Below are 20,831 nucleotides of genomic sequence, written 5' to 3'. Positions count from 1 at the left end.
GACGGGAAGTCGGGAGGTTAGAAACCGCTAACAGTCGGCGGGCGTATTTCCCCGAAGGGTGTTGTATTAGCCGCCCTCCCGACGCAGGCATCGCGTCGGTCCATGCCCGCAAGTACACGGGCACAAAAAACCCACCAGATTGACGGAGGTGGGGACCGCTGTTAGGGGAGTTTCTACGCTCCTTGGGAACGAGTCTGCTACGCGTGGTGCGACGTGGTCAAGTCGAACACAGGTGCGAAGAGGGCGCAGCGCTGTAGGAATTTCCCGCGCCTTGTTACTTCGTAGGCGGCGTCCTCCTCGCCACCGAAGGCTGAGGAATCGAGCACCCTAGATGCGAAAACCGCACTCTGACCCCTGTTCCTCTGTAAGGCTTTCGATCCCGATGCTGTTTCGGCAATGGCGGCATGTGGGGAATGCGCGCATCTAACACTAGCAAGCTTTCGCGAAATTCAGTTTGAGCTCAGGACTGCCCTCTGCTTAGCCTCATCTCGCGCTTGAAGCTGCAGCTCAAGCTTGGTTCGGATTTCAGCGTACAGCTGAGCATGCTCATTGTCTCGGTCCGCTACCGTTACCACTAGTGCATATGGCTCGCTTTCAAGCACGTCTTGATGATTCCATTCGCGATCCTGACGGATCACTACAACAAACCACTTTTCCAAGGGATTGCGCTGCTTAAAGGTCCACTTAGATGATTGGACAGTACCCCGTCCTCTTAATTGAGCCGAAATATCACGATTGGGCGTTGCATCATCATTACGGGCCTCCGCATCTTTTTGCCTATCCTTGTTAAAAAAAGCCTGCACCTCGTCCAGAGATTTTCCTCTGACAAGGCGGTAGCTTATTTGCGTCGCTACATAGTCCAATCTTGTAGTTCGAACGGCAGGAGAGTAAGCCAAAGTAACGCTCAATTCTCTAAGGCCCCTCGCCTTGCGAAGGTATGATGAAGGAAGGGGCAGTTCATAGAACTGGCAAGAGTCCTTCTCAATAGTCTCCTCGCACATCAAAACAACACATTGGTCGGAGGATCGAAATAAATCGCCTTCGTTGACTCTTCCGTACCCGCCGACGTCACGGGATATTTCTCGATTATAAGTTGAGCTTTGGGATTTATATCCCTCACGCATCTCTTCCGGAAAAGTGCTTTCGACCTCGGGGGGGAGCGAGGCATGATTTACCAACATTGCTCGAAGGAGGTCTGCCGACGCTTTCGGATACTCATTGAGTAGCCTACCGGCCAGGTGAGTTATATAAGGGGCAGAAAAGCTAGTGCCACTGATCTCCTTATATAATGTGTTGCCTTGGAACTGATAGTTCATCGTTAGAACCCCCAGCCCGCGCATGTCTGTCCTCCACTGTTGGCTATTAAATTCAATCGGGCAGGCTAGGTTTCCGCCGTGAGCAACTAAATCCGGCTTCAGTGCGCCCTTTACCGACGGCCCGTGTCGCGTGAAGGGCGACGGCTGGTTTTCGGACGCTGGTGAAAGTTGATGAATTTCCGGATAGCGCTGGCTATCATAGGTGGCGTCATGACGAGCGACACTGCCCACCGTGAGGACATTCAGAGCGGGTGCCGGGTCAATAATGACGCTTTGCTCGTTCAAAAGATAATCTGGATACTCTTCACGCCAACTATCTACCGGAACAGGAGGCTCTTCTGATCCCGCAAAAATTTCCGGTTGAGACGATGAATAGAATATTGTGCCTGCGCGCAAGAACGTCGAGAATATAGGCTAGCCCTCGTACGTGTACGCCGTCATAAGGTGCGCTACTGTTTCCCAAGGACAAGTTAAATATCCTACAGCCTAGCCGGACAAAATGTTCTACGGCATCTGTGAGGGTCGATTCTATCGTGGCCTCGTCGTAAACAGCACCGCTGGTAATGGGGCATTTCCGCATCACCTTGCCGTTGTAAAGCCAAATTTGTGGCTTCCAGAAATTACTTCTATCGCACGCCTCTACGTCGCCATACAACGCGATGCCGGCGACTGCAGTGCCGTGGCCGACCTCGTCGAACGAATCCTGATCGGAAACGAAAGACTGGCTTTCTGCAATTGCTGATTTGAGCAACGGGTGATTAGTGTTTATGCCACTATCAAGGATGCAAACGCGAGCAGCGTTGGGGGCTGGGTTAGCAATATTAATCGGAATTTGTGCTATATCCCGATTGAGCTGAGGGTATGAAATGCCAGTCTGTGGGATCAGATCTACAAAGCGTACATCAGCATGGTTAAGTAGCAATCCAGCTTGAGGCTCGCTAACTCTGACGCGATACATAACCAAGCTGTCGAAGTTTAACTTGTGGATAATCGAAATATTCTTATCACCGAGCCATTTCTCAAACATGCTGCAAAGAGTTAGCCGAACAGGGTGGTTAGCCACATGGTGGGGCCAAAGCTCAACATCAAGGCCAAAAATATCGGCTTGAGGAAAGCCTAAATGGCGCAGCGCCCAGCTCTTTCGATCATTGGCCGACCACGCGTCAATGCCTTCGATGGCCTCTAAAATCTGAGCGTAGGTCAGGGTTTGACCAATGATTCCTAGTTTGCTCAGGTGGTTCTGAAATTTAGCAAGGCCCATTTCGTTGGCAAAAACTACACATACCTGCTTGCCTTCTTGACTGATGAACTCTAGGCCATGCTTCTCAAGGTTATCGAAGGACATCGCCCCGTCGTAGCGCAACTTGAGCACAAACGAAGAATTTTCCGCAGAAACGTGTTGCTCGCGAGCGAGAGCAGCAGCTGTGGCGAAGTATCCATTTAGTTTCTGACCGTGCCCAAGAAGGTCGTCGCGCTTCGCGAACTTAGGCGGTTGCTTAGTTCGGCGCTGATTTTTTAGGCTTTCTCGCTCGATGCTTAAATGCTTATAAGTTGCCATTCATCGCTCCCTGATGACTAAAAATTAGTGCTTCCGAAGTCCTTCTCTCACCAGTGCGCTACGCAGCTCTTTGATAGTGAGAAACTCCTGGTTTCTCAGAATCATGCGCTTCACAGCACGTCGAGCAACTCTTTCGACATCGGCGCCGCTTTTTCCTTGAAAATCTTTCAGCAGATCGGCGTCATCCAACTCAAATTGTCGGCGAATTCCTCTTAACTTAAGTTGCAAGAGCGCTGATAGCTGCTTCTGATCAGGAAGCGGGAACTCGATGGCGTCATCAAATCTTCGCCATATTGCTGAATCTAGAAGATTCTCGTGATTTGTCGCTGCCAATATAATACTTTGGCCGTCATAGGAATCCATCATTTGCAGTACGGCGTTCACTACGCGGCGAAGTTCTCCGTGCTCTGTACTATCTCCACGCTCTTTTCCAATTGCATCGAATTCATCAAACAGAACGACCAACTGATGTTTTGCGATGAACTCAAAAACTTTACGCAGATTTGCAGCAGTCTCGCCAAGAAAAGAAGAAACTAGAGCGTCGATCCGTACAATAGCTAAGGGGCGATCTAGCTCAAAAGCGATAATCTCAGCGGCCAGTGTTTTGCCACAGCCTGGAGGGCCAAAGAAAATCACTTTTCCGGAGGGCTTCATCCCGTAGCTCCGTAGTACTTCTGCACGGCGGTGCTCCTCAAGAATCTCCTCGATCATCGCAGCACTGCTCGGGGGAAGAATAATTTCCTCCAAAGATCGTTTGGGGGGTCTGACGTCAAGCAAAGGAACGCCACGTTCTTTGTCAGCAGGTACATCGGCAGATAGCTGAGGGTTTCGGGCTGCTTCAACACGCATGTCCCCGCCATAAAGGATCTGTTCTAAATCATTTGCTAGCAAGTGATGCTGTTTCTGACGCTCCTCATCAATAATGGCCTCGGAAGCGCGTCGAAACGCTGCATGGTCACCAAGAGTTCCAGCTTTAAGAAGCTGCCTGAGTATTTTTCCGTTAGCCATTTGATTTGCCCTGCAAAAAGGTTGCTTTCAGAGCCGCAGAAACATTAAATTTTCGGATTAACCTATTAGGTTAATTTGCTGGCCGTTCCGGCCAGCATATCATGGTTTCAGTTATGCGAGGGGTGGGCGGTTTATTTTCTATATTTGCTAATCGAACTAACGACACTAGCTTCACCACTACCTACACCACTGCGTCTCGCACGGCACCCCATCGTGATCCCCGTCCATCTTGGTATCCGGACAGTTGCGGATGAAAAACGTCGCCTCCTCGCATGAACGCATCTGCGAGCAGTGCTGGCGGCCATCGCAGCTGAAGCTCTGGGCCGGCGTCGGCAGCACCCGCGTGGGCGCGGCGCGTGATGGCGTGGCGGTAGCAGCGATCGGCATCACTGCCACAGGTTCCGGTGCATGGAAATGGCGATAGCCGCCCCACGCGGCGGCGATGAGCAGCAACACGATCAGATAGCGCATGGCGGGTTCTGCCTGGTCGGTGGCGAAGGAAGACGACGACCGCGACGGGCGCTCATCGCGTGCCGCGGCATGCGGGAAATGTGGTGCAGCCCCAGAAGGTGTTGTTGGCGCGATGATTGGTGCGTTCGACCATCGCGCTGCCGCAGCGTGGGCAGTCGGGGGCTGTCGTGACCGTTAGCGTTGCGCTGGTAAAGGCGGGTTCGATGCGGGGCGCGGGCATCGGTGTCGGCACCGGTATGCGGTCTGCGTTCTGCCCCTCGCGGATCATCGCCAGCAGGGTCGCGCCATCGATCAGTTCGATCGGCTTGCCGACCGCGAAGCGCGCGGCGTCTTGGGTAAATCCGCCGACGGTCGCGATACGCACGGCGTGTGCGCCGTGGTGGGCGAGTAGGCCGTACATCTCGCGTACGACATTCACCGGCACCTTCTCGCGGCGCCATTGCTTGCACTGCACCAGCGTGCGCTGGCCGCGCTTGCGCAGGATCAGATCGATGCCGCCGTCGGCGCCGCCTAATCCTGTTTCTTCGACGCTGTAGCCTTGACGACGGAAGGCTTCGCCGACGAGGCGTTCGAAATCGCGCCAGCCGATGGCGGCGAGGCTGTCGAGGCCGGTGCGCGTATCGAGCAGACGGCGGCGCTTGCGCGCGTTGACGAAGGCGACCAGCGCACATAGCGTGCAGGCGGCGAGGAATATCCAGGCGAGCGGTGCGAGCGATGCACTCGCGTTCGCAAGTGCGTTCGCATACGGACCATCCTGCCGCGCGAAGAATGCGGGCACGCCGTGCCGGATGCCGGCATAGCCGATGACGCCGACGATCAGTGCGACCGGCCACGGCAGTTTGATCAAGTCGTCGAAAAAGCCACGACGTCCGCGTCCCATGCGAATCCCCCTTCCCCTGCGGCCGACGATAGCGCGAAGGGCCGATGCGTGAAAGCGGTCACACCTTGTGCGATGCCTGCGCGGTGTTGCGCGTGATCGGATCGAACGTCACCGCCCAGCCACGTTCCTTGCCCCCACCTGAACGCGGGGTCGGTGACCTAGGGCGAACCCGGTATCGGGATCTGTACCGCATCAACAGACTCGGGCTTACGGAACAGGATCCCTTCGCTACCCAGGAGTTGTCGCATGTCGACCGTTGCCACCGATGTCCAGAGCATCGCCAACCTGCTGCGCGAGATCGCCGGAGGCGCTGCCGGCAGCATCGCAGGGGGCGCTGTTCGCGATGCCGCCCTCCCATCCGATTACAGCTCGCCCGACAAGAACGCGCTGCTGGACATGGCCAAGGAGCTGCACTCGGTCGGCGATCGCAAGGGCAAGGACGACTACGACAAGCGCCTGACCGCGCTGGCCAATGACTTCCTGCCTGAGCTCAGCACCGAAGACCGCGGCCGTTTCATCGGCGCGATCCTCGAGAACGACACCGGCGCGACGAAATCCGATTCCTGGCTGCAGGGCGGCCGGCTGGACAAGCTGGTCGACGATGGCCGCATCACCGGTGAACAACGCCAGCAGGTGCTCGAAGCCTTCGGCACGGCGTACACGGCCGGTGAGGCGAACACCGAGAACACCTGGCGCTTCATGGAGATGGATGGCGTCAGCGGCGAGGTGACGGACAAGGCGAATCCGCGACAGACGAGCCTGGGCATCAGCAAGATCGAGAACAACAACACCACCGGCGAGGTGATGGAGCGCTTCCTCAACGGGCTGGGCGAAGGTGACGCGCGCAGCAGCGAGTTCGCCGGGTTCATCGAGCGCTTCACCATCGACCAGCTGCAGGAGGGCACGGTCGGTTCGACGAAGACCGACAGCAACGACCGCGGCGACTACCTCGGCCTGCTGCTCAACGCCGCCGACCACGCCAGCGACAACCACGAAGTGGTGAACAACATCCTGCACGGTGTGGACAGCGAGAAGCGTGCGCAGGCGATCCAGGACGTCAGCTCGGGCTTCAGCAAGGTCACCACCGAGAACGCGTGGCTCAATCGCGAAGACAGCCAGCTGCCCGACAGCTACAACAAGGACCCGATGGAGATCCTGATCCGCGCGGTGGCGAACGACCCGGCCAGCGTGTACGCCGGCGACACGCGCAGCCATGCGGCCGACATGGCCGAGCTGATCCTCGACGAATCGAAGAACAATCCCTGGGGCGAGAACGGCTTCTTCGACGACCAGAACATTCCCAAGACCGGCCGACAGGAGGCCGTGAACGAGCTGGTGATGAACAAGGCCGCCGAGATCTTCGAGTTCAATGGACTGGGCGAATCCGGCATCCACGACGGCAGCAACACCAGCAACGTGGATCGCAACGTGCAGACGATGGCCAACCTCACGCGCCTGACCGGCCTGTCACCGACCAACGAGGCCGCGCCGGACGTGCTGAACTCGCTGACCACACTGTCCGATGGCTGGGCCAAGGACTACCTGGATGCGCGCGAGGCGGGCAACACCGACCGCATGTATCTCTACGAGCACCAGTTGACGCACGCGGTGGCGTCGACTGAGCAGGCCGTGCTCAACGGCTTCGCCGACAAGGCAGAGGACGACGCTGCGCGCCAGGCCGACATGATGAAGATGCTCAACTTCTTCGTCGGCATGGTGCCGTCACCGGGTGGCCTGATGACCGACAACCTCAAGTCGGGCCTCACCAAGGTCTTCGGCGAGAACAGCGGCGTGACCAAGGCCTTCGACAGCGCGTCGGATTCGGTGAGCGGCGTGATCGACGACAACAGCGTCGGCGTGTTCAAGGACAAGATGGTCGAGCTGTTGAGCAAGTCGGATCATCAGGACCAGTACCTGGCGACGTTCCGCGACAACGCCAACGAGTTCATCGAAGCGCAACTGCTGCGCGGTCTGGACGGTGACGGCACTGCCGGCATCCGCGCGGAGATCGTGAAGGAAGCGTCGCAGTTGCTGAGCGCGTAAGCGGGGATCGAGCGGGCCGGTCACGCCGGTCCGCTCCTGTTCCAGCGATGGACGCGACAGACGCGACAGACGCGGAGCGCACCGCAGCGCATTGCGCATCGTCGTCCGCCGATCGACTTCTCTCATGACACGCCGGACGAATCGGACATCCCGAACGCAAGACGCCGTCGTTGATCGCTACGTTGCCGCCGTTTCTTTCAGGAAATCCACGAATGCCCGCAGCGGCGAAGGCATGTGCCGCCGGTCGTTGTAGTAGAGATACGGGCCTTCGAACGCCTGCCACCAGTCTTCCAGCACGGGCAGCAGTTCGCCCCGGTCGAGCGCTGGCCGGAGGTGCTCTTCGAAGGTGTAGATGATCCCCACACCTGCCAGGGCAGCGCCCACTTCCAGATCGTGCGACGAGGACAGCAGCGGGCCCTGCGGCGGCACGCGGATGGTGGTGCCCGCGCGCTCGAATTCCCACACGCCGAGCTTTCCGGTTTCGAAGCGATGGCCGATCAGGCGATGGCCGAGCAGATCGCTCGGGTGCGCCGGCGTGCCGTGCGTCTGCAGATAGCCGGGCGAGGCCGCCGCAACGAAACGCTGCCGCCGCGGGCCGATGGGCACGGCGATCATGTCCTTGGCCAGACTTTCCTCGTAGCGCACGCCGGCGTCGTAGCCGGCGGCGACGATGTCGATGTGGGCGTTGTCCATCGCCACCTCGACGCTCACCCCGGGATACCGCTCCAGAAAGGCGGGAATGAGCCGCGGCAATACGAAGCGTGCAGTCGGCACCGGCACGCTGAGCCGCAGGGTGCCCACCGGTCGCTGGGTGCTGTCGTCGAGATCATTGAAGGCGGCGTCGATCTCGTCCAAGGCTGGACGCAGGCGCTCCAGCAGGCGGGCGCCGGCTTCGGTCGGGGTGACGCTGCGGGTGGTGCGGTTGAGCAACCGCACACCGAGTTCGGCTTCGAGCCGGCGGATGCTGTCGCTGACCGATGAGGCCGACAGACCGCGCCGGTGCGCCGCGACACGGAAGCCGCCGGCCTCGACCACCGCCGCGAACAGGGCGACGTAACTCAGGTTGGGCTGGCGCACGCGTGGGTGTCCCTGTCGGATCGATTGTGCGGCTGACCGTACGCCGCATCCGTCTTTATACGGCTTATCGGCAACGATCAGGCCGTCGACACTCCTGTGACCGCGGCAATCCGGCTTGCCGGCCCGCGCACCACCACATCTAGAGGGTCGCACCATGACGAATATTCGAACGACGCCGCAGTCGAGCGGCGAACGCAACCAGCGCAGCGGGCTGCTGGCTCTGGGCCTGCTGCTGGGTGGCGTGTTCCAGGTCGGCAACGCCGTTGCGCAAACCGAGCCGAAGCCGGACTGGAACACCACCGACATCCCCTCGCAGGCCGGACGCATCTTTCTGGTGACCGGCGGCACCAGCGGCATGGGCTTCGAGGATGCCAAGGCGCTGGCCGGCGCCGGCGCGCGCGTGGTGATTGCAGCCCGCAACCCTGCGCGTGGCGAGGAAGCGATCGCCCGGATCCGGGAAGCGCATCCCGTAGCCGAGGTGCAGTTCGAAGCGGTGGACCTGGCCGATCTCACGTCGGTGCGGGCACTGGGCGCGCGCCTCCAGACCTCGCTGCCGCGCCTGGACGGCCTGATCAACAACGCGGCGATCATGGCGCCGCCCGCGCGTGGCACGTCGGCGGATGGACTCGAGATGCAGTTCGCCACGAATTACGCGGGTCATTTCGTCCTGACCGCTGAACTGCTGCCACTCCTGCGCAAGAGCGATGCGCCGCGTGTGGTCACGCTGTCGAGCATCGCCGTGCACCGCGGCAGCATCGACTTCGAGGACCTGCAGTCCATGCAGCACTACGAGCCGATGACGGTGTACGCACAGTCCAAGCTGGCGTGCCTGATGTTCGCGTTCGAGCTGCAGCGGCGCAGCGATGCAGCCGGCTGGGGTATCCAAAGCATGGCCGCCCATCCGGGCGTGTCGGTGACCGAACTGGTCGAGCGCGGCCCCGGACTCGACAGCGAACAGGGACGCCAGTGGGCCGCGATGCGCGACACATTGCAGACTGCGGCCCAGGGCGCGGTGCCCACGCTGTTCGCCGCGACCGATCCCGCCGCACAGGGTGGCGCGTACTACGGTCCGACCGGCCCGAACGAGATCGCCGGCCCGCTCGGCCTGGCGACCGTGCCTGCCGCTGCCAGTGACGCCGTGGCCGCCGGACGTCTGTGGGTGGCGACCGAAGCGCTCACCGGCACGCGCTTTCCGGCAAGCGTCCGTTGATTGCAGTGGGTAGCTGACGAACGGCCACACCGCAGGCGCGGTTGGCGTTCTGACGCACGTAGCTTTCCGTACAGCACGCACGCAATGCCGTGTGCTGCTGTGCGGGACGCCTGCCTCGTCGCATCCCCGCGAGCCGGACTCTGCCGCAGCTGCGCGCCCCGACCGGTTCGTTCCCTGCGCTAACGCGGGTGCCTCCAGGAATTCCCATGATTCGATATTCAAGCGCCGTATCGCACCGCCGCAAGCCATTGCGGGACCTGTTCAATCTCCGCCATGGAGAGCTCGGTCCGGTGTTGATTGCCGGGCTGTTCTTCTTCTGTGTGCTGACCGCGTTGATGCTGTTGCGTCCGGCGCGTGATGCGCTGGGGATGGCGCGCGGCATCGAAAGCATCCGCTGGCTCTTCATCGGCACGGCAGTGGTCACGCTGGCGGTGAATCCGGTGTTCGGCTGGCTGGTCAGCTGGCTGCGGCGCCTGCAGTTCATCAGCGCAACCTACGGCTTCTTCGTGGCGAGCCTGGTGGGCTTCTGGGCGCTGCTGATGTTCGCACCGGATGCCGTGGGGGAACGCAGCGGGCAGGTGTTCTTCGTCTGGTTCAGCGTGTTCAACCTGTTCGTGACCATGGTGTTCTGGGCGCTGCTGGCCGACCGCTTCACCAGTGATCAGGGCAAGCGCTTCTTCGCGCTGATCTCGATCGGCGGCACGCTGGGCGCGATCTTCGGGCCGTGGCTCACCTCGCAACTGGCCGAGCCGCTGGGCACGCCCAGCCTGCTGCTGGTGGCCGGTGCATTCCTGCTGCTGGCGTTGCTCGCCGCGTGGCTGCTGGTGCGCGTGATGCCCGATCGCGCGGCGGATGCAACAGCCGCTGTCGTCGCTGATGCCGAGCGCATCGGCGGCAGTGCATGGGCGGGCCTGCGTGCGGTCGCGCGTTCGCCGTACCTGAGCGGAATCGCCGGCTACGTGCTGCTGATGACGGTGATGGCGACGCTGGTCTACTTCACCCGCCTGCAGATGGTGGCGGCTGTCGCCGACGGCACCGACGCGCGCGCTGCACTGCTCGGCAGCATCGACATGTGGACGCAGATCGCGGTGCTGGTGCTGCAGCTCACGCTCACGGGGCGGCTGATCCGACGCTTCGGTCTCGGTGTGGCACTGGCGATCCTGCCGGTCGCGACCGCGCTCGGCTTCATCGGCCTGGCGATCTACGGCTCGTTCGTGGTGCTGATCCTGCTCGAAGCGACCAACCGCGCCGTGCAGCGCGGCATCACCCGACCCGCACGCGAAGCGCTGTTCACCGTCGCCAGCCGCGAGGACAAATACAAGGCGAAAGCCTTCATCGACACCTTTATCTACCGCGCCGGCGACGTGGTCGGGGCGCAGACCGAAGGCCTGCTCGGCCGGCTGGGGCTGGCGATGGGCGGCCTGGTCAGCGTGGTGCTGCCACTGGCGCTGATGTGGGCCGCACTGGCGCTGTGGCTGGGGCGTGCGCAAGCGCGTGAGGCGGCAGCAGCGGGGACGTGATGGTCGACGCGCACGGACGCGTGCTGGATATCGGAGCGCTCAGCCGCGAGGACCGCGTGTGCGTTTGCCCAGTGCCTTCTCAGCCGCTTCCAGCTCGCGCAGGTCATCCGCATCCGCTGCGATGGCTTCGGCACTGCGGCGTTTCGCGTCGAAGCGCGGGGCAGACGCGGTAGCCAAGGGCAAGTTGGGCGCGGACGTCCGGGCCTGCGTCAGCCAGACCGACATGACGTGCACTAGAACAACGCGCCCTGGGTCGGAACTTCCGATTCGATCGGCACAGGTGCAGGAGCCGGTGGCGCGTCATCCGCACCCAACCGCCAGCCCAGCCCTGACCAGCGGCTGGCGTGCCGCGCGAGTGCTTCGGTGATGACATCCGCACGCGCGGCGATGTGCAGCGCGCTGCGGGCGCGGGTCATGCCGGTGTAGACGAGTTCGCGCGACAGTACGCGGTTGAAGCGTTCGGGCAGCACCAGCCAGACCTCGTCGAATTCCGAGCCCTGCGCCTTGTGCACGGTCATCGCGAATGCGCTGTCGTGCGCGGGCAATGCGGAGGGATGGAAAGGGCGCGGATGCAGCGGGTCGTCGCCGGGGAACCACGCCATGACCGCGCCGTTGCCGTCGGCGAGACAGATGCCGATATCGCCGTTGAACAGACGATGGCGATAGCTGTTCTCGGTGACCAGCAGCAGGCGGCCGTGGAAGTAGCCGGGCCCCGCACCGCGACGCGTGCTGCCGCCGAGCAGCTCTTCGATACGTGCATTGAGCCCGCGTGCGCCCTGCGGCCCTTCGCGGACTGCGGTGAGGATGCGCATCCGGCCGGCGAGCACGAGCGCCTCGGCCGGATCGGTGGTGTCGGCGAGCGCGGTCCAGTGCGCGAGCAGATGCGCACGATGCGCGGCGAGCGGATCGGACTGGCCTTCGTGGAAGTGCACGCCGGCGAGCTCCCCCGCGCGCAGCAGCGACAGCGCGTTGGACGCATCGCCTTCGCGCACGGCGGTCGCGAGCGGGGCGAGATCGAGGGCTGCGCTCTGGCGGTAGCCGCGTTGCAGGTGGATGCGGCGGCCGGGAAAGTAGTTGGTGGTGCTTGGATGTAACGTCGCCGAATGGTCCGCACTACGTGGTGTCGAGACACGCGTTTGATCTGTGACCGGACCGGCGGCTAAGGAAGCGCTGAGCACGGCCTGTAGCGCATCCATATCGACGGCGCTCGTGGCGCGATCTCCCTTGACGGGCAATCGGGTGTCGATCGTGGGCGATGCGCCGGCAGCAAGCGTCGCAGACATGCGCCAAGCGGGCTCGCCGAAGAGAAAGTTCGATACAGCCTCGTCGCCGATGGGTGACCCGGTGCCGTCCCCGGCCGCACGCAGGATGCCGCTGAGCACGTCACCGGCTTCGACCGAGGGCAGCTGGTCGGGATCGCCGAGCAGCACGAGGCGCGCGCCATCGGCGACGGCTTCGACCAGTTTGGCCATCAGCGGCAGATCGATCATCGAAGCTTCGTCGACGACGACGACATCGAACGGCAGCGGGTTGTCGGCGTGGTGGCGGAAGCGCGGACTGTCGGGAATCGTGCCGAGCAGGCGGTGCAGCGTGGTGCCGGCGGTGGGCAGCGCGTCGAGCAGCATGGCATCGACACCGGCTGCCGCGAGCAACAGCACGGCCTTGCGCACGCTCTCGGCCATGCGCTCGGCAGCGCGGCCGGTCGGTGCGGCGAGTGCGATGCGCGGCAAGGGATGGCCGGCCTGTTGCGCCTGCGCGGTGAGCAGGGCGAGCAGACGGGTGATGGTCGTGGTCTTGCCGGTGCCGGGGCCGCCGGTGACGAGGACCAGGTTGTGACGCAGCGCGACCGCGGCGGCGCGCGCCTGCAGGTCGGCTCCGGTGCGGGCATCGGGAAACAGCTGCGCGAACAGGGGTGCGAGTGCGTCGGTGACGTCCGTTTCCGGAGATTGCGCACCGATGCGGCGCAGGCCGAGCGCGAGGCGGCGTTCGTACTCGCGATAGCGGCGCAGGTAGAGCAGGCCGTGTTCGAACACCAGCGGCGTATCGGCGATGGATTCGATGTCGCCGTCGTCAGGTTGCGAAATCCACGGCGAGGCTTCGAGTGCCGCGCGCCAGGTATCGGGTGCGGGCCAGTCGATGTCGGCGTCGACCAGGCGCTGCGGCGCGGCGGGATCGAAACCGGCGTGACCGTTGGCCACGGCGAGCGAGGCGAGCGCGGCGGCGGCGAGCACGGTGTCGGGCGTCGCGGGATCGAGGCGCCGCAGCGATTGCGCGAGCGCGTTGTCGAGCGTGCGCAGGGCGCCGGCGTCACGGAGGCTTTTGAGGAGGGTCATTGGGGGTAGTTGTCCTGCGACCGGCTGCCCTCACCCCAACCCCTCTCCCAAGGGGAGAGGGGCTCGAATCGTGCGAGCGCGATCAATCCGCGCGCGCTGTCTTCTCTCGCGCGATCAATCAAAGCCCCTCTCCCCCTGGGAGAGGGGTTGGGGTGAGGGCAGACGCCCGCGATGAACGAAACGTCAGCCGCTCGCCACCCCGAAAAAGCACGTGCGTTCAATCCTTCACAGCACTGACCGATCGCCCCCTCCCAACCGTCCCCAGCGCGCGGGGGAGGGCGCTGCTCCTGCACGTGTTCAACATGGATTGCGCGTCCGGCGCTCACGGCACCACCCCCACATCCCGCCCGGCGAACAATCCATCCAACGCATCCACGAGCTCCGGCGCGAAGCGCCACGCCTTCACACCCGGCGCGTCGTCGTGCGTCGCATCCAGTCCGCGGCAGAACAGGTACCGCACGCCGCCGAAGTCGCGCGCGTAGTCGTAACCGTCGCCCAGGCGGAAACGCAGCCAGCGATGCAGCGCGACGGTGTAGATCAGCGCCTGCATGTCGTACTCGCTGTGCGCCATCGCGGCGTCGAGTTGCGCGGGGCCGTAGCCGGAGAGGCGGTTGGTCTTGTAGTCGAGCACGTACCAGCGGCCGTCGTGCACGTAGGTCAGATCGATCAGGCCGGTCATCAAGCCTTCGAGCTGGCGACGCGTGCCGAAGCCGCTGCGGGCGCGCAGGACGTCGTGCCGATGCAGCAGTGCGAGCAGGGCGTCGATGCGCGTCGGTGCGAGGGCGAACTGGAATTCGATTTCCGGGCGACGTGCGGCGGACGGCACGTCGGCGAGACGCACGCCTTCGGGCAGGGTGACAGTCAGCGTCTGGCCGACGAGCGGGGTCAGGACCTCGATGCCGTCTGCGAGATCGGCGTCGGCATAACCAGCGGCGCGCAGGCGCTCGACGATGACATCCGCATCGGCATCGGGCGCCGGCGCACCGGGCGTCCACTCGGACCACTGCACGAAATCGCTGCGTTCGAGCACGTCATGCAGCACCACGCCGAACCGCGCGCCGGCAAAGCGCGGATCGTAGACATCGGTCTCGACCGCGGACTCGGGCAACGCGTCGGGATCGACAGCCGGCTCGTCCAGACCACCCGGCGCGGCTTGGGTAGACGCGCTCGATGCATCGTGACCGGACTCGGCATTCGCCAGCTGGGTGAAGCTATAGACCCACCAGTCGCTCAGCAGCGAGCGCGTGGCGACGCGCGCGGGCGGTACGGCATCTTCGGATTCGGGTGGCAGCCACGGCAGCGATGCGGGCGGCGTCTGCGTGTCGATGCGGAGGGCTGCACCCAGCGCTTCGCCCAGTGCGTCCGGCGTGTCGATCATGTGCGCAATCGCGGCCTTGTCATGGCCGTAGAACTTGCCGCCTGCGAGCCACAGCGCGTGCCGCGCGCGGGTCAGGCCGACGTAGAGCAGGCGCGCGTCTTCGGCGCGCTGGCCGTCCTGCCAGCGCTGCTTCGCGTCGTTCCAGCCCGAGCGCGACGGCAACAGTTTCCAGTGCAGGGCGCGGCCGTCGTCGTCGGCCACGGTGACGTGGCGTCCGGCGTCGCGCGGCTTGCCGCCGATGCCGGCGAACGGCAGGAACACCAGCGGGTACTCGAGGCCCTTGCTCTTGTGCAGCGTGACCACCTGCACCCGGCGCGCGTCGGATTCGAGGCGCAGCAGCTGGCTGTCGTCGTCACTGCTGGCGGACGCGATCGCGCGCGACAGCCAGTCGACCAGGCCGTGCAGACCCAGCGCATGCGCCTGCGCTTCCTGCAGCAGTTCGGCGAGTTGCAGGTAGTTCGTCAGGCGACGCTCGCCATCGAGCAGGCCGAGCAGGCGGCCCGCATGTCCGGCGCAGAGATCGGTGATCAACGCGAGCGGACCGCCGCGTTGCAGACGGTCGCGCCAGCCGAGTGCAGCGAGCTGCCAGCTGCGCAGCGCGTCGCCGTCCTCGTCGAGCGCGGCGACCTGCGTCGCGTCCTCGCCGATCAGCACCGTCGACAGCGCCATGCGCAGGCGGCCATCGTCGGCGCCGTGCAGCAGTGCGAGCAGCAGGGCGTGCACGTCGCGCGCCTCGGCGGTCGCGAACAGGCTCTGCTTGCCGGCCGCAACTGCAGGAATGCCGACCATCGCCAGCGCGGCGCGGATGCGCGTGGCCTCACTGTGCGAGCGCACCAGCACCGCGATGTCGCCGGGCTGCACCGGGCGACCTTCGATCAGGGCCGTGCCTGCGCGCGCATCCCTGAGCACGCGATGGATCTCGGCGACACACGCTTGCGTGGCGAGTTCGCGCGAGCGGCCGGCACTCCAGGGTTTGACCTTGCCTTTGTGGTCCGGCGGCGGGTCGGGCGCCTGCCACACGGTGAGCGCAGGCGCGGGTGCGTCGCCCCGCAGATAGTCGTCGTCGTGACGCACGCCGCCGGGTCCGACTTCGCGGAAACGGATGCGGGCATCGACGAATGGCGGATGTCCTGACGCATCGGCCTGCGCGTACAGCGCCGCGACCGCGCGCAGCACACCGGGGCGCGAGCGGAAGTTCAGCGCGAGCGGCGGTGCGAGTTCGGCCGAGGCCTGCGCGGCGAGATAGGTCTCGACATCGCCGCCGCGGAAGCCGTAGATGGCCTGCTTGGGGTCTCCGATGACGAACAGCGCCGGCGCTCCACTGGCGGCGCCGAACACGCGCTCGAAGATGCGCCACTGGCGCGGATCGGTGTCCTGGAATTCGTCGACCAGCGCGACCCGGTACTGCGCGCGCAACTGCGCGACCAGCGCATCGGCCTGCGGACCGTCGACGGCATCGGCGACGCGGTCGATCAGATCGTCGTAGGTCTGCACGCGCTGCTGCTGCTTGAAGCGATCCACGCGGGCGCGCGCATCATCGCGCAGGCGATGCAGCAATTCGACGCGGCGCGCGTCCTGCCATTCGGCGATCTCGTCGAGCGCATCGAGATACGCGGGAATCGCATCGCAGACCGGCGAGTCCGGTGTGCGTCCGGCGCCGGCCTTGTTGGTCTTTTCCAGCAGCCGCTCGCGATGCAGATGCGGCAGCTTGGCGTGATGGAACGGCGCGTCGTGATTGCCGGCCGCGCACCAGGTGCGCAGATCCGCGAACAGCGCGGTGATCCAGTCGGCCTTGTAGCTGGCGCCATGCAGGATCTTGCTGTCGACGGCCTCGATCAGCGACGCGCGGAAGTCATCGCCGTGCGCATGGAACGCATGCGCGAGCGCCGCCCCCGCAGCGCGCAGACGCGGCGCGGGATCGTTGGGCAGTTCGGACAGTGCAGGACGCAGCACGCGTTCGCGCACCAGCGGCGACAGATCGCCGGCGAGAGCGAGCGGCCCACCCGGCCACAGGCTCAGCAGATCATCGGCCGCATCGGGCTCCACGCCGTGCGAACGCCACAGGTCCGCGGCGATCGCTTCGCGCAAGGTAGTGTCGCTGGCCATCAGCTCCGGCGCGTCGAAGCCCTGACCGGCTTCCAGCGCGTGCTCGCGCAGCACACGCGCGCAGAAGCCGTGGATGGTGAAGATCGCCGCGAGATCGATCTCGTCGGCCGCTGCACGCAGACGCCGCCGCAATGCATCGGCGCTTTCCTCGCCACGCGCGAGATGCTGCGCGAGGACGGTGTGGGTCAGCGCGGCTTCGGGCGAGGCGTCGTCGCCGATGTCGGCCTCGACCAGTGCCTCGGCCATCTTCAGGCGCTTGTGGATGCGGCTGCGCAGTTCCTGCGTTGCGGCCTCGGTGAAGGTCACGGCGAGAATTTCGCCGATGCGCAGGCCGCCTTCGACGACGAGCCGCACGACCAGCGTCGCCAGCGTGAACGTCTTGCCGGTGCCGGCCGAGGCCTCGATGGCGCGCACGCCATCGAGCGGCAGCAGCAGGTAGGGATCGGGGCTGCTCATTCCGATTCCTCCACGTCGAGTTCCGCGGCGATCGTGCGCAGCGCGTCGAGATCGGTGCCGCCGTAGACCATGCCGGAGACGACCGCGTTGAAGACCGTCAGCGCCTGATCGACGAATGCGACCTGCGTCGCCTCGTCGGTAAACGGATCGCGCCCGCGCAGCGCGAGGCGCAGGGCTTCGGTATTGCCCTCGCCCCAGCTGCGGCCGCCGCCGTGCCACTTCTTCGCCGCGTTCTGGAGACCGCGTTCGAGCGTCGGCGCGTTGAACAGCTCCCAGCCGCTGTAGGGCGCGAACGGTAACGGCGCGCGCAGGCCCTGGGCGCGCAGCGCGATCAGCTGTGCGAGCAGAGCTCGGGCCTCGTGGGGTGCCAGCGTGACGCGCGTGTGCGGACCATGGCCTGCATCGCAGCCATCGTGGAACTGCACCAGCGGTGTGTTGAGTCCGGCCGCGCTGGCGAGCAGCCAGTCGAGACCATCGCGGATCGACGAGTTGCCGTTCGGCGCGTCGAAGCGGATGCGCGCGATGCCATGCGGATATACGTCGGCGAGTCGTCCGTGCAGACGCACACCGTCGATGTCAGCTTCGATGCGTGGTGCATCGGCTATCGCATCGCCACGCCAGGCGCCAAAGGCCTCGGCGTAACCGTCGACCTCACGGCGCACCGCGTCGAGCGTGCGACGCCCCAGCGGTCCAGACGGCAGCAGGCCGCGTGCGCGCACCAGGGCCTGCGTGGTCGCATCGTCGTCGCCGCGCAGACGCGCTTCGAACACCGCGCGCTGCAGTTGCTGTTTCGCGAGGCCACGGCCGGGTGCGAGCAGCGGTTCGACATCGCCTTCGAGCGTGTCGACTTCGGCGAGTCGCATGCCGAGCCGCTGGCGCAAGAAGGTCTCGGCCGGCGCCTGCAGGAACCGGCGCAGCGCATCGAGCGATAGCGCGCGGTCCTCGTCTTCGATAGGCGGCAGCACAGTGCCGTCGAACCACGCCGGCAAGGCGATGCGGCGCTGCACGGGTTGCGACGCGGCCTGCCACCACTGTTGCCGGTAGGAGAAGCGACGCGGCTCGTCGCCGGCGCCGAACGCGGCGGGCGCGAACGGTTGCAGCGGGTGATGCACGACGAGGCCGGCTTGCGCATGCGCGTCGGGCGCGTGCTGCGCATCGGCGGCGGCCAGCAGTTCGGTGACCAGCACCGAAGGCTCGCGCACGCTGCGGTCGCGCGGGTCCGCGCCCTGGTAGCTGATGTAGAACACGTCCTGCGCGGCGGCGAACAGCTGCAGGAACAGGAAGCGGTCGTCGTCGCGCGTGCTGCGGTCGCCGATCTGGCGTCGATCGGTACCGAGTTCGGCAGTCAGGCGATTCAAGCCAGCGGCCGAATCGCGACGCGGGAAGTCGCCGTCGTCCATGCCAAGCAGACAGATCGCGCGGAACGGCAGCAGGCGCATCGGCACCATGCGGCCGACGCTGACGCCGCCGGTCAGCAGCGGCGCGCGCGTGTCGGCCTCACCGAGCACTGCGGCGAAATGCGCGCGCACGGCCTCCGACGGCACCGGCGCATCGAAGCCGGCGCGCGTGGCATCGGCGGCGAAGGCATCGATCAGGCTGCGCAGACGATCGAGCGCGCGCTGGGTGGCGGGCGCGGATGGCGGTTTCGGCAGCAGCGCGTCGAGCAGCCGCAGCAGACGATCACGCCAGGCATCGGGCGGCATCGCGTCGCCGAGTTCCTGCGCGTGGCGTGCGAGCACGCGCAGCAGGCGGATCAAGGTGTCGAGCGCATCGAGCGCGCTGCCTTCGAGTTCCGGCAACGGTGCGATGAGGTGCCCGGATGCAGTCGCGATCGGCGCATCGCTGCCGCTGGCATGGCCGAGCAGCAGTCGATCGAGCGCGAACGCCCAGGTGTAGGCATCGTCGGCCGGCGCATCGAGACGCGCGCGATGCGCAGCGTCGATGCCCCAGCGCGCACCGGCTGCGAACAGCCAGGCATGCAACCGCGCGAACGCGCCGGCATCGAGCCCGGCGGATTCGGCCAGCGGCGGACTCGCCAGCAGGTCCAGCGTTTCCTCCAGGCCGAAACGCGCGACCGGCAGCGCGAGCAGGCGCAGGAAGACGTCAGCCAGCGGTTCGCCGGCGAGCGGGCTGGCATCCGCCAGCGCATACGGAATCGAATCCTCGCGGCCGCGACCGCCGAACACCGCATCGAGATACGGGATGTAAGGGTCGATGTCCGGTGCCAGCACGGCGACGTCGCGCGGCTGCAGTGGCGGATCGAAGCGCGGATCCTCAAACAGGGCGCGCAGCTGGTCGTGCAGCACCTGCAGTTCGCGCAGACGCGTGTGGCAGGCATGCACCTGCAGGCTGGGATCGTCGCGTCGCAACGCAGGCAGCCGCGTGCGCGGATCGTCGCCGGTCGGCGCCAGAGGCGGTGACGGCAGTCGCTGGAACAGATCCGACTGCAAACGCCGCAGCAGGCTGCCGTGCAGCGCGCCGCCACCTTCACCGGGATCGGCATCGCTGCGCAGTTCGACATCGGGATGCACGACTTCGTAGCTGCCGAGCACGGCCATGAAATCGCGACCGGCGTGGCCCCAGGCCTGCAGCAATGGATTCTCGGTACGCGCGGCTTCGGCGCCGCCGGCGCGCACGCGCTGCAGATCGCCCCAGTAATCGCGGCTGGGCGAGGGCACGTAGAAATGCAGCGTGCCCACGCGCGCCTGCGTGGCGAGCACGCGCAACACGTCGGGCGAGACGTTGAGCGTGGCGAATGCGAACAGACGCGGTGGCAGGCCGACGGGCAGCGGCGCGTCGGCGCTTTCGAAACGGTCGAGATACTGCTGGATGCGCCGCGCGCGATGTTGGCGACCGCGCGCGATGCGCCGCCACAGGATCGCCTGCGGATCGTCGGCATCGGCGCCCGCCTCCCAGCGCAGCAGCCAGTCGCGGCGCCAGGCCTGGTACTTCTCGAACACCGAGGCGAGTTCGCCGGCCAGCGCCCAGGGCCGCAGCGGATCGACGCTGTCGACATGCGCGCGCAACGCGGCCAGCGCGGGCTGGGCGAGGAAGGCCGGATCGGTCAGCGCGGCATACAGATGCCAGCGCAGCGCCGCGGCGTCGGGTTCGTCGGTCGGCGGGCCGAGATTCGCCGACAGCGCCTTGCCGACGAACTCGCCGGGCGTCACGAATTCCAGATTCGCGGCGACGCCGTGTTCGGCGGCGAGCGTGGCCTGCAGCCAGCGCCGCATCGCGACCTGTGGAATCAGCACCACATCCGGCGCCAGCAAGGACTGCCCGGGCGCCGGCGTGCGCAGCGCGTGCGCCATCAGGCCTGCCAGCACCTCCAGTGCATTGGAGTGGTAGAGGCGGAAGTCGGCTGCGGCGTCAAGCATCGGACCATGATGCCGGAGCGGGCTCTCGCAGCGTGAGACCGTGCGCGAGACGACGTCATCCAACGTCGCCCGCGCTCACGATTCCAGACGCGCGCCGG

General features: G+C 65.0%; 13 protein-coding genes. 3 read left to right on the top strand and 10 right to left on the bottom strand.

Going from position 1 to position 20,831, the window contains the following annotated elements:
* Positions 1-449 precede the first annotated feature (449 nt).
* From LU699_RS08025 to LU699_RS08010, 5 genes are all read right to left on the bottom strand, one after another.
* Positions 450-1,712, bottom strand: a complete 1,263-nt coding sequence (locus tag LU699_RS08025; RefSeq protein WP_269781356.1) for a S8 family serine peptidase — start codon at positions 1,710-1,712, stop codon at positions 450-452.
* Positions 1,630-2,874, bottom strand: coding sequence for a S8 family serine peptidase (locus tag LU699_RS18320; RefSeq protein WP_269781355.1), 1,245 nt, complete (start codon positions 2,872-2,874; stop codon positions 1,630-1,632). Before LU699_RS18320 ends, LU699_RS08025 begins: the two co-directional genes overlap by 83 nt.
* A gap of 24 nt (positions 2,875-2,898) precedes the next feature.
* On the bottom strand, positions 2,899-3,882 hold the full coding sequence (locus LU699_RS08020) for an AAA family ATPase (RefSeq protein WP_232136410.1): 984 nt from the start codon (positions 3,880-3,882) through the stop codon (positions 2,899-2,901).
* Positions 3,883-4,059: 177 nt separating this feature from the next.
* Positions 4,060-4,353, bottom strand: a complete 294-nt coding sequence (locus LU699_RS08015) for an excalibur calcium-binding domain-containing protein (protein ID WP_232136409.1) — start codon at positions 4,351-4,353, stop codon at positions 4,060-4,062.
* A 52-nt stretch (positions 4,354-4,405) separates the two neighbouring features.
* Complete coding sequence (locus LU699_RS08010; protein ID WP_232136408.1) at positions 4,406-5,233, bottom strand: restriction endonuclease; 828 nt, start codon at positions 5,231-5,233, stop codon at positions 4,406-4,408.
* Positions 5,234-5,479: 246 nt separating this feature from the next.
* Between LU699_RS08010 and LU699_RS08005 the strand changes: the two genes are divergently transcribed.
* Complete coding sequence (locus LU699_RS08005) at positions 5,480-7,276, top strand: hypothetical protein (protein WP_232136407.1); 1,797 nt, start codon at positions 5,480-5,482, stop codon at positions 7,274-7,276.
* Between the two features lie 177 nt (positions 7,277-7,453).
* Here LU699_RS08005 and LU699_RS08000 read toward each other — a convergent pair whose 3' ends face one another.
* Positions 7,454-8,353, bottom strand: coding sequence for a LysR family transcriptional regulator (locus tag LU699_RS08000; RefSeq protein ID WP_232136406.1), 900 nt, complete (start codon positions 8,351-8,353; stop codon positions 7,454-7,456).
* A 154-nt stretch (positions 8,354-8,507) separates the two neighbouring features.
* On the opposite strand from LU699_RS08000, the gene LU699_RS07995 reads away from it, so the two are divergent.
* Together LU699_RS07995 and LU699_RS07990 are read left to right on the top strand one after the other, a co-directional pair.
* Entirely contained in the window at positions 8,508-9,563 is a 1,056-nt protein-coding gene (locus LU699_RS07995; RefSeq protein ID WP_232136405.1) for an SDR family oxidoreductase, read from the top strand.
* A 206-nt stretch (positions 9,564-9,769) separates the two neighbouring features.
* The gene (locus tag LU699_RS07990) at positions 9,770-11,083 is read left to right on the top strand and encodes an NTP/NDP exchange transporter (RefSeq protein ID WP_232136404.1); all 1,314 of its coding nucleotides are present in this window, start codon (positions 9,770-9,772) and stop codon (positions 11,081-11,083) included.
* A 39-nt stretch (positions 11,084-11,122) separates the two neighbouring features.
* On the opposite strand, the gene LU699_RS07985 is transcribed toward LU699_RS07990, so the two are convergent.
* From LU699_RS07985 to recC, 4 genes are all read right to left on the bottom strand, one after another.
* Positions 11,123-11,308 (bottom strand): hypothetical protein, encoded by a 186-nt coding sequence (locus LU699_RS07985; RefSeq protein ID WP_232136403.1) that lies wholly within the window; start codon positions 11,306-11,308, stop codon positions 11,123-11,125.
* A gap of 8 nt (positions 11,309-11,316) precedes the next feature.
* The gene (gene recD, locus LU699_RS07980) at positions 11,317-13,416 is read right to left on the bottom strand and encodes an exodeoxyribonuclease V subunit alpha (RefSeq protein ID WP_232136402.1); all 2,100 of its coding nucleotides are present in this window, start codon (positions 13,414-13,416) and stop codon (positions 11,317-11,319) included.
* Positions 13,417-13,738: 322 nt separating this feature from the next.
* Positions 13,739-17,356: a UvrD-helicase domain-containing protein gene (locus tag LU699_RS07975; protein WP_268739076.1), complete on the bottom strand. Its 3,618-nt coding sequence runs from the start codon at positions 17,354-17,356 to the stop codon at positions 13,739-13,741.
* Positions 17,353-20,733 (bottom strand): exodeoxyribonuclease V subunit gamma, encoded by a 3,381-nt coding sequence (recC, locus tag LU699_RS07970; RefSeq protein WP_232136400.1) that lies wholly within the window; start codon positions 20,731-20,733, stop codon positions 17,353-17,355. Before recC ends, LU699_RS07975 begins: the two co-directional genes overlap by 4 nt.
* Between the last annotated feature and the right edge of the window lie 98 nt (positions 20,734-20,831).

The organism is Luteimonas fraxinea (assembly GCF_021233355.1).
Lineage (GTDB): Bacteria > Pseudomonadota > Gammaproteobacteria > Xanthomonadales > Xanthomonadaceae > Luteimonas > Luteimonas fraxinea.
The sequence above is the reverse complement of the archived record's forward strand: the minus strand, read 5'-3'. Positions and strand labels throughout refer to the sequence as shown.

Bases quoted from the DNA above. Each gene is read 5' to 3' on its own strand.
- LU699_RS18320 (WP_269781355.1), bottom strand. From the start codon at position 2,874: ATGGCAACTTATAAGCATTTAAGCATCGAGCGAGAAAGCCTAAAAAAT.
- LU699_RS08020 (WP_232136410.1), bottom strand. From the start codon at position 3,882: ATGGCTAACGGAAAAATACTCAGGCAGCTTCTTAAAGCTGGAACTCTT.
- LU699_RS08015 (WP_232136409.1), bottom strand. From the start codon at position 4,353: ATGCGCTATCTGATCGTGTTGCTGCTCATCGCCGCCGCGTGGGGCGGC.
- LU699_RS08010 (WP_232136408.1), bottom strand. From the start codon at position 5,233: ATGGGACGCGGACGTCGTGGCTTTTTCGACGACTTGATCAAACTGCCG.
- LU699_RS08005 (WP_232136407.1), top strand. From the start codon at position 5,480: ATGTCGACCGTTGCCACCGATGTCCAGAGCATCGCCAACCTGCTGCGC.
- LU699_RS07995 (WP_232136405.1), top strand. From the start codon at position 8,508: ATGACGAATATTCGAACGACGCCGCAGTCGAGCGGCGAACGCAACCAG.
- LU699_RS07990 (WP_232136404.1), top strand. From the start codon at position 9,770: ATGATTCGATATTCAAGCGCCGTATCGCACCGCCGCAAGCCATTGCGG.
- LU699_RS07985 (WP_232136403.1), bottom strand. From the start codon at position 11,308: ATGTCGGTCTGGCTGACGCAGGCCCGGACGTCCGCGCCCAACTTGCCC.
- recD (WP_232136402.1), bottom strand. From the start codon at position 13,416: ATGACCCTCCTCAAAAGCCTCCGTGACGCCGGCGCCCTGCGCACGCTC.
- LU699_RS07975 (WP_268739076.1), bottom strand. From the start codon at position 17,356: ATGAGCAGCCCCGATCCCTACCTGCTGCTGCCGCTCGATGGCGTGCGC.
- recC (WP_232136400.1), bottom strand. From the start codon at position 20,733: ATGCTTGACGCCGCAGCCGACTTCCGCCTCTACCACTCCAATGCACTG.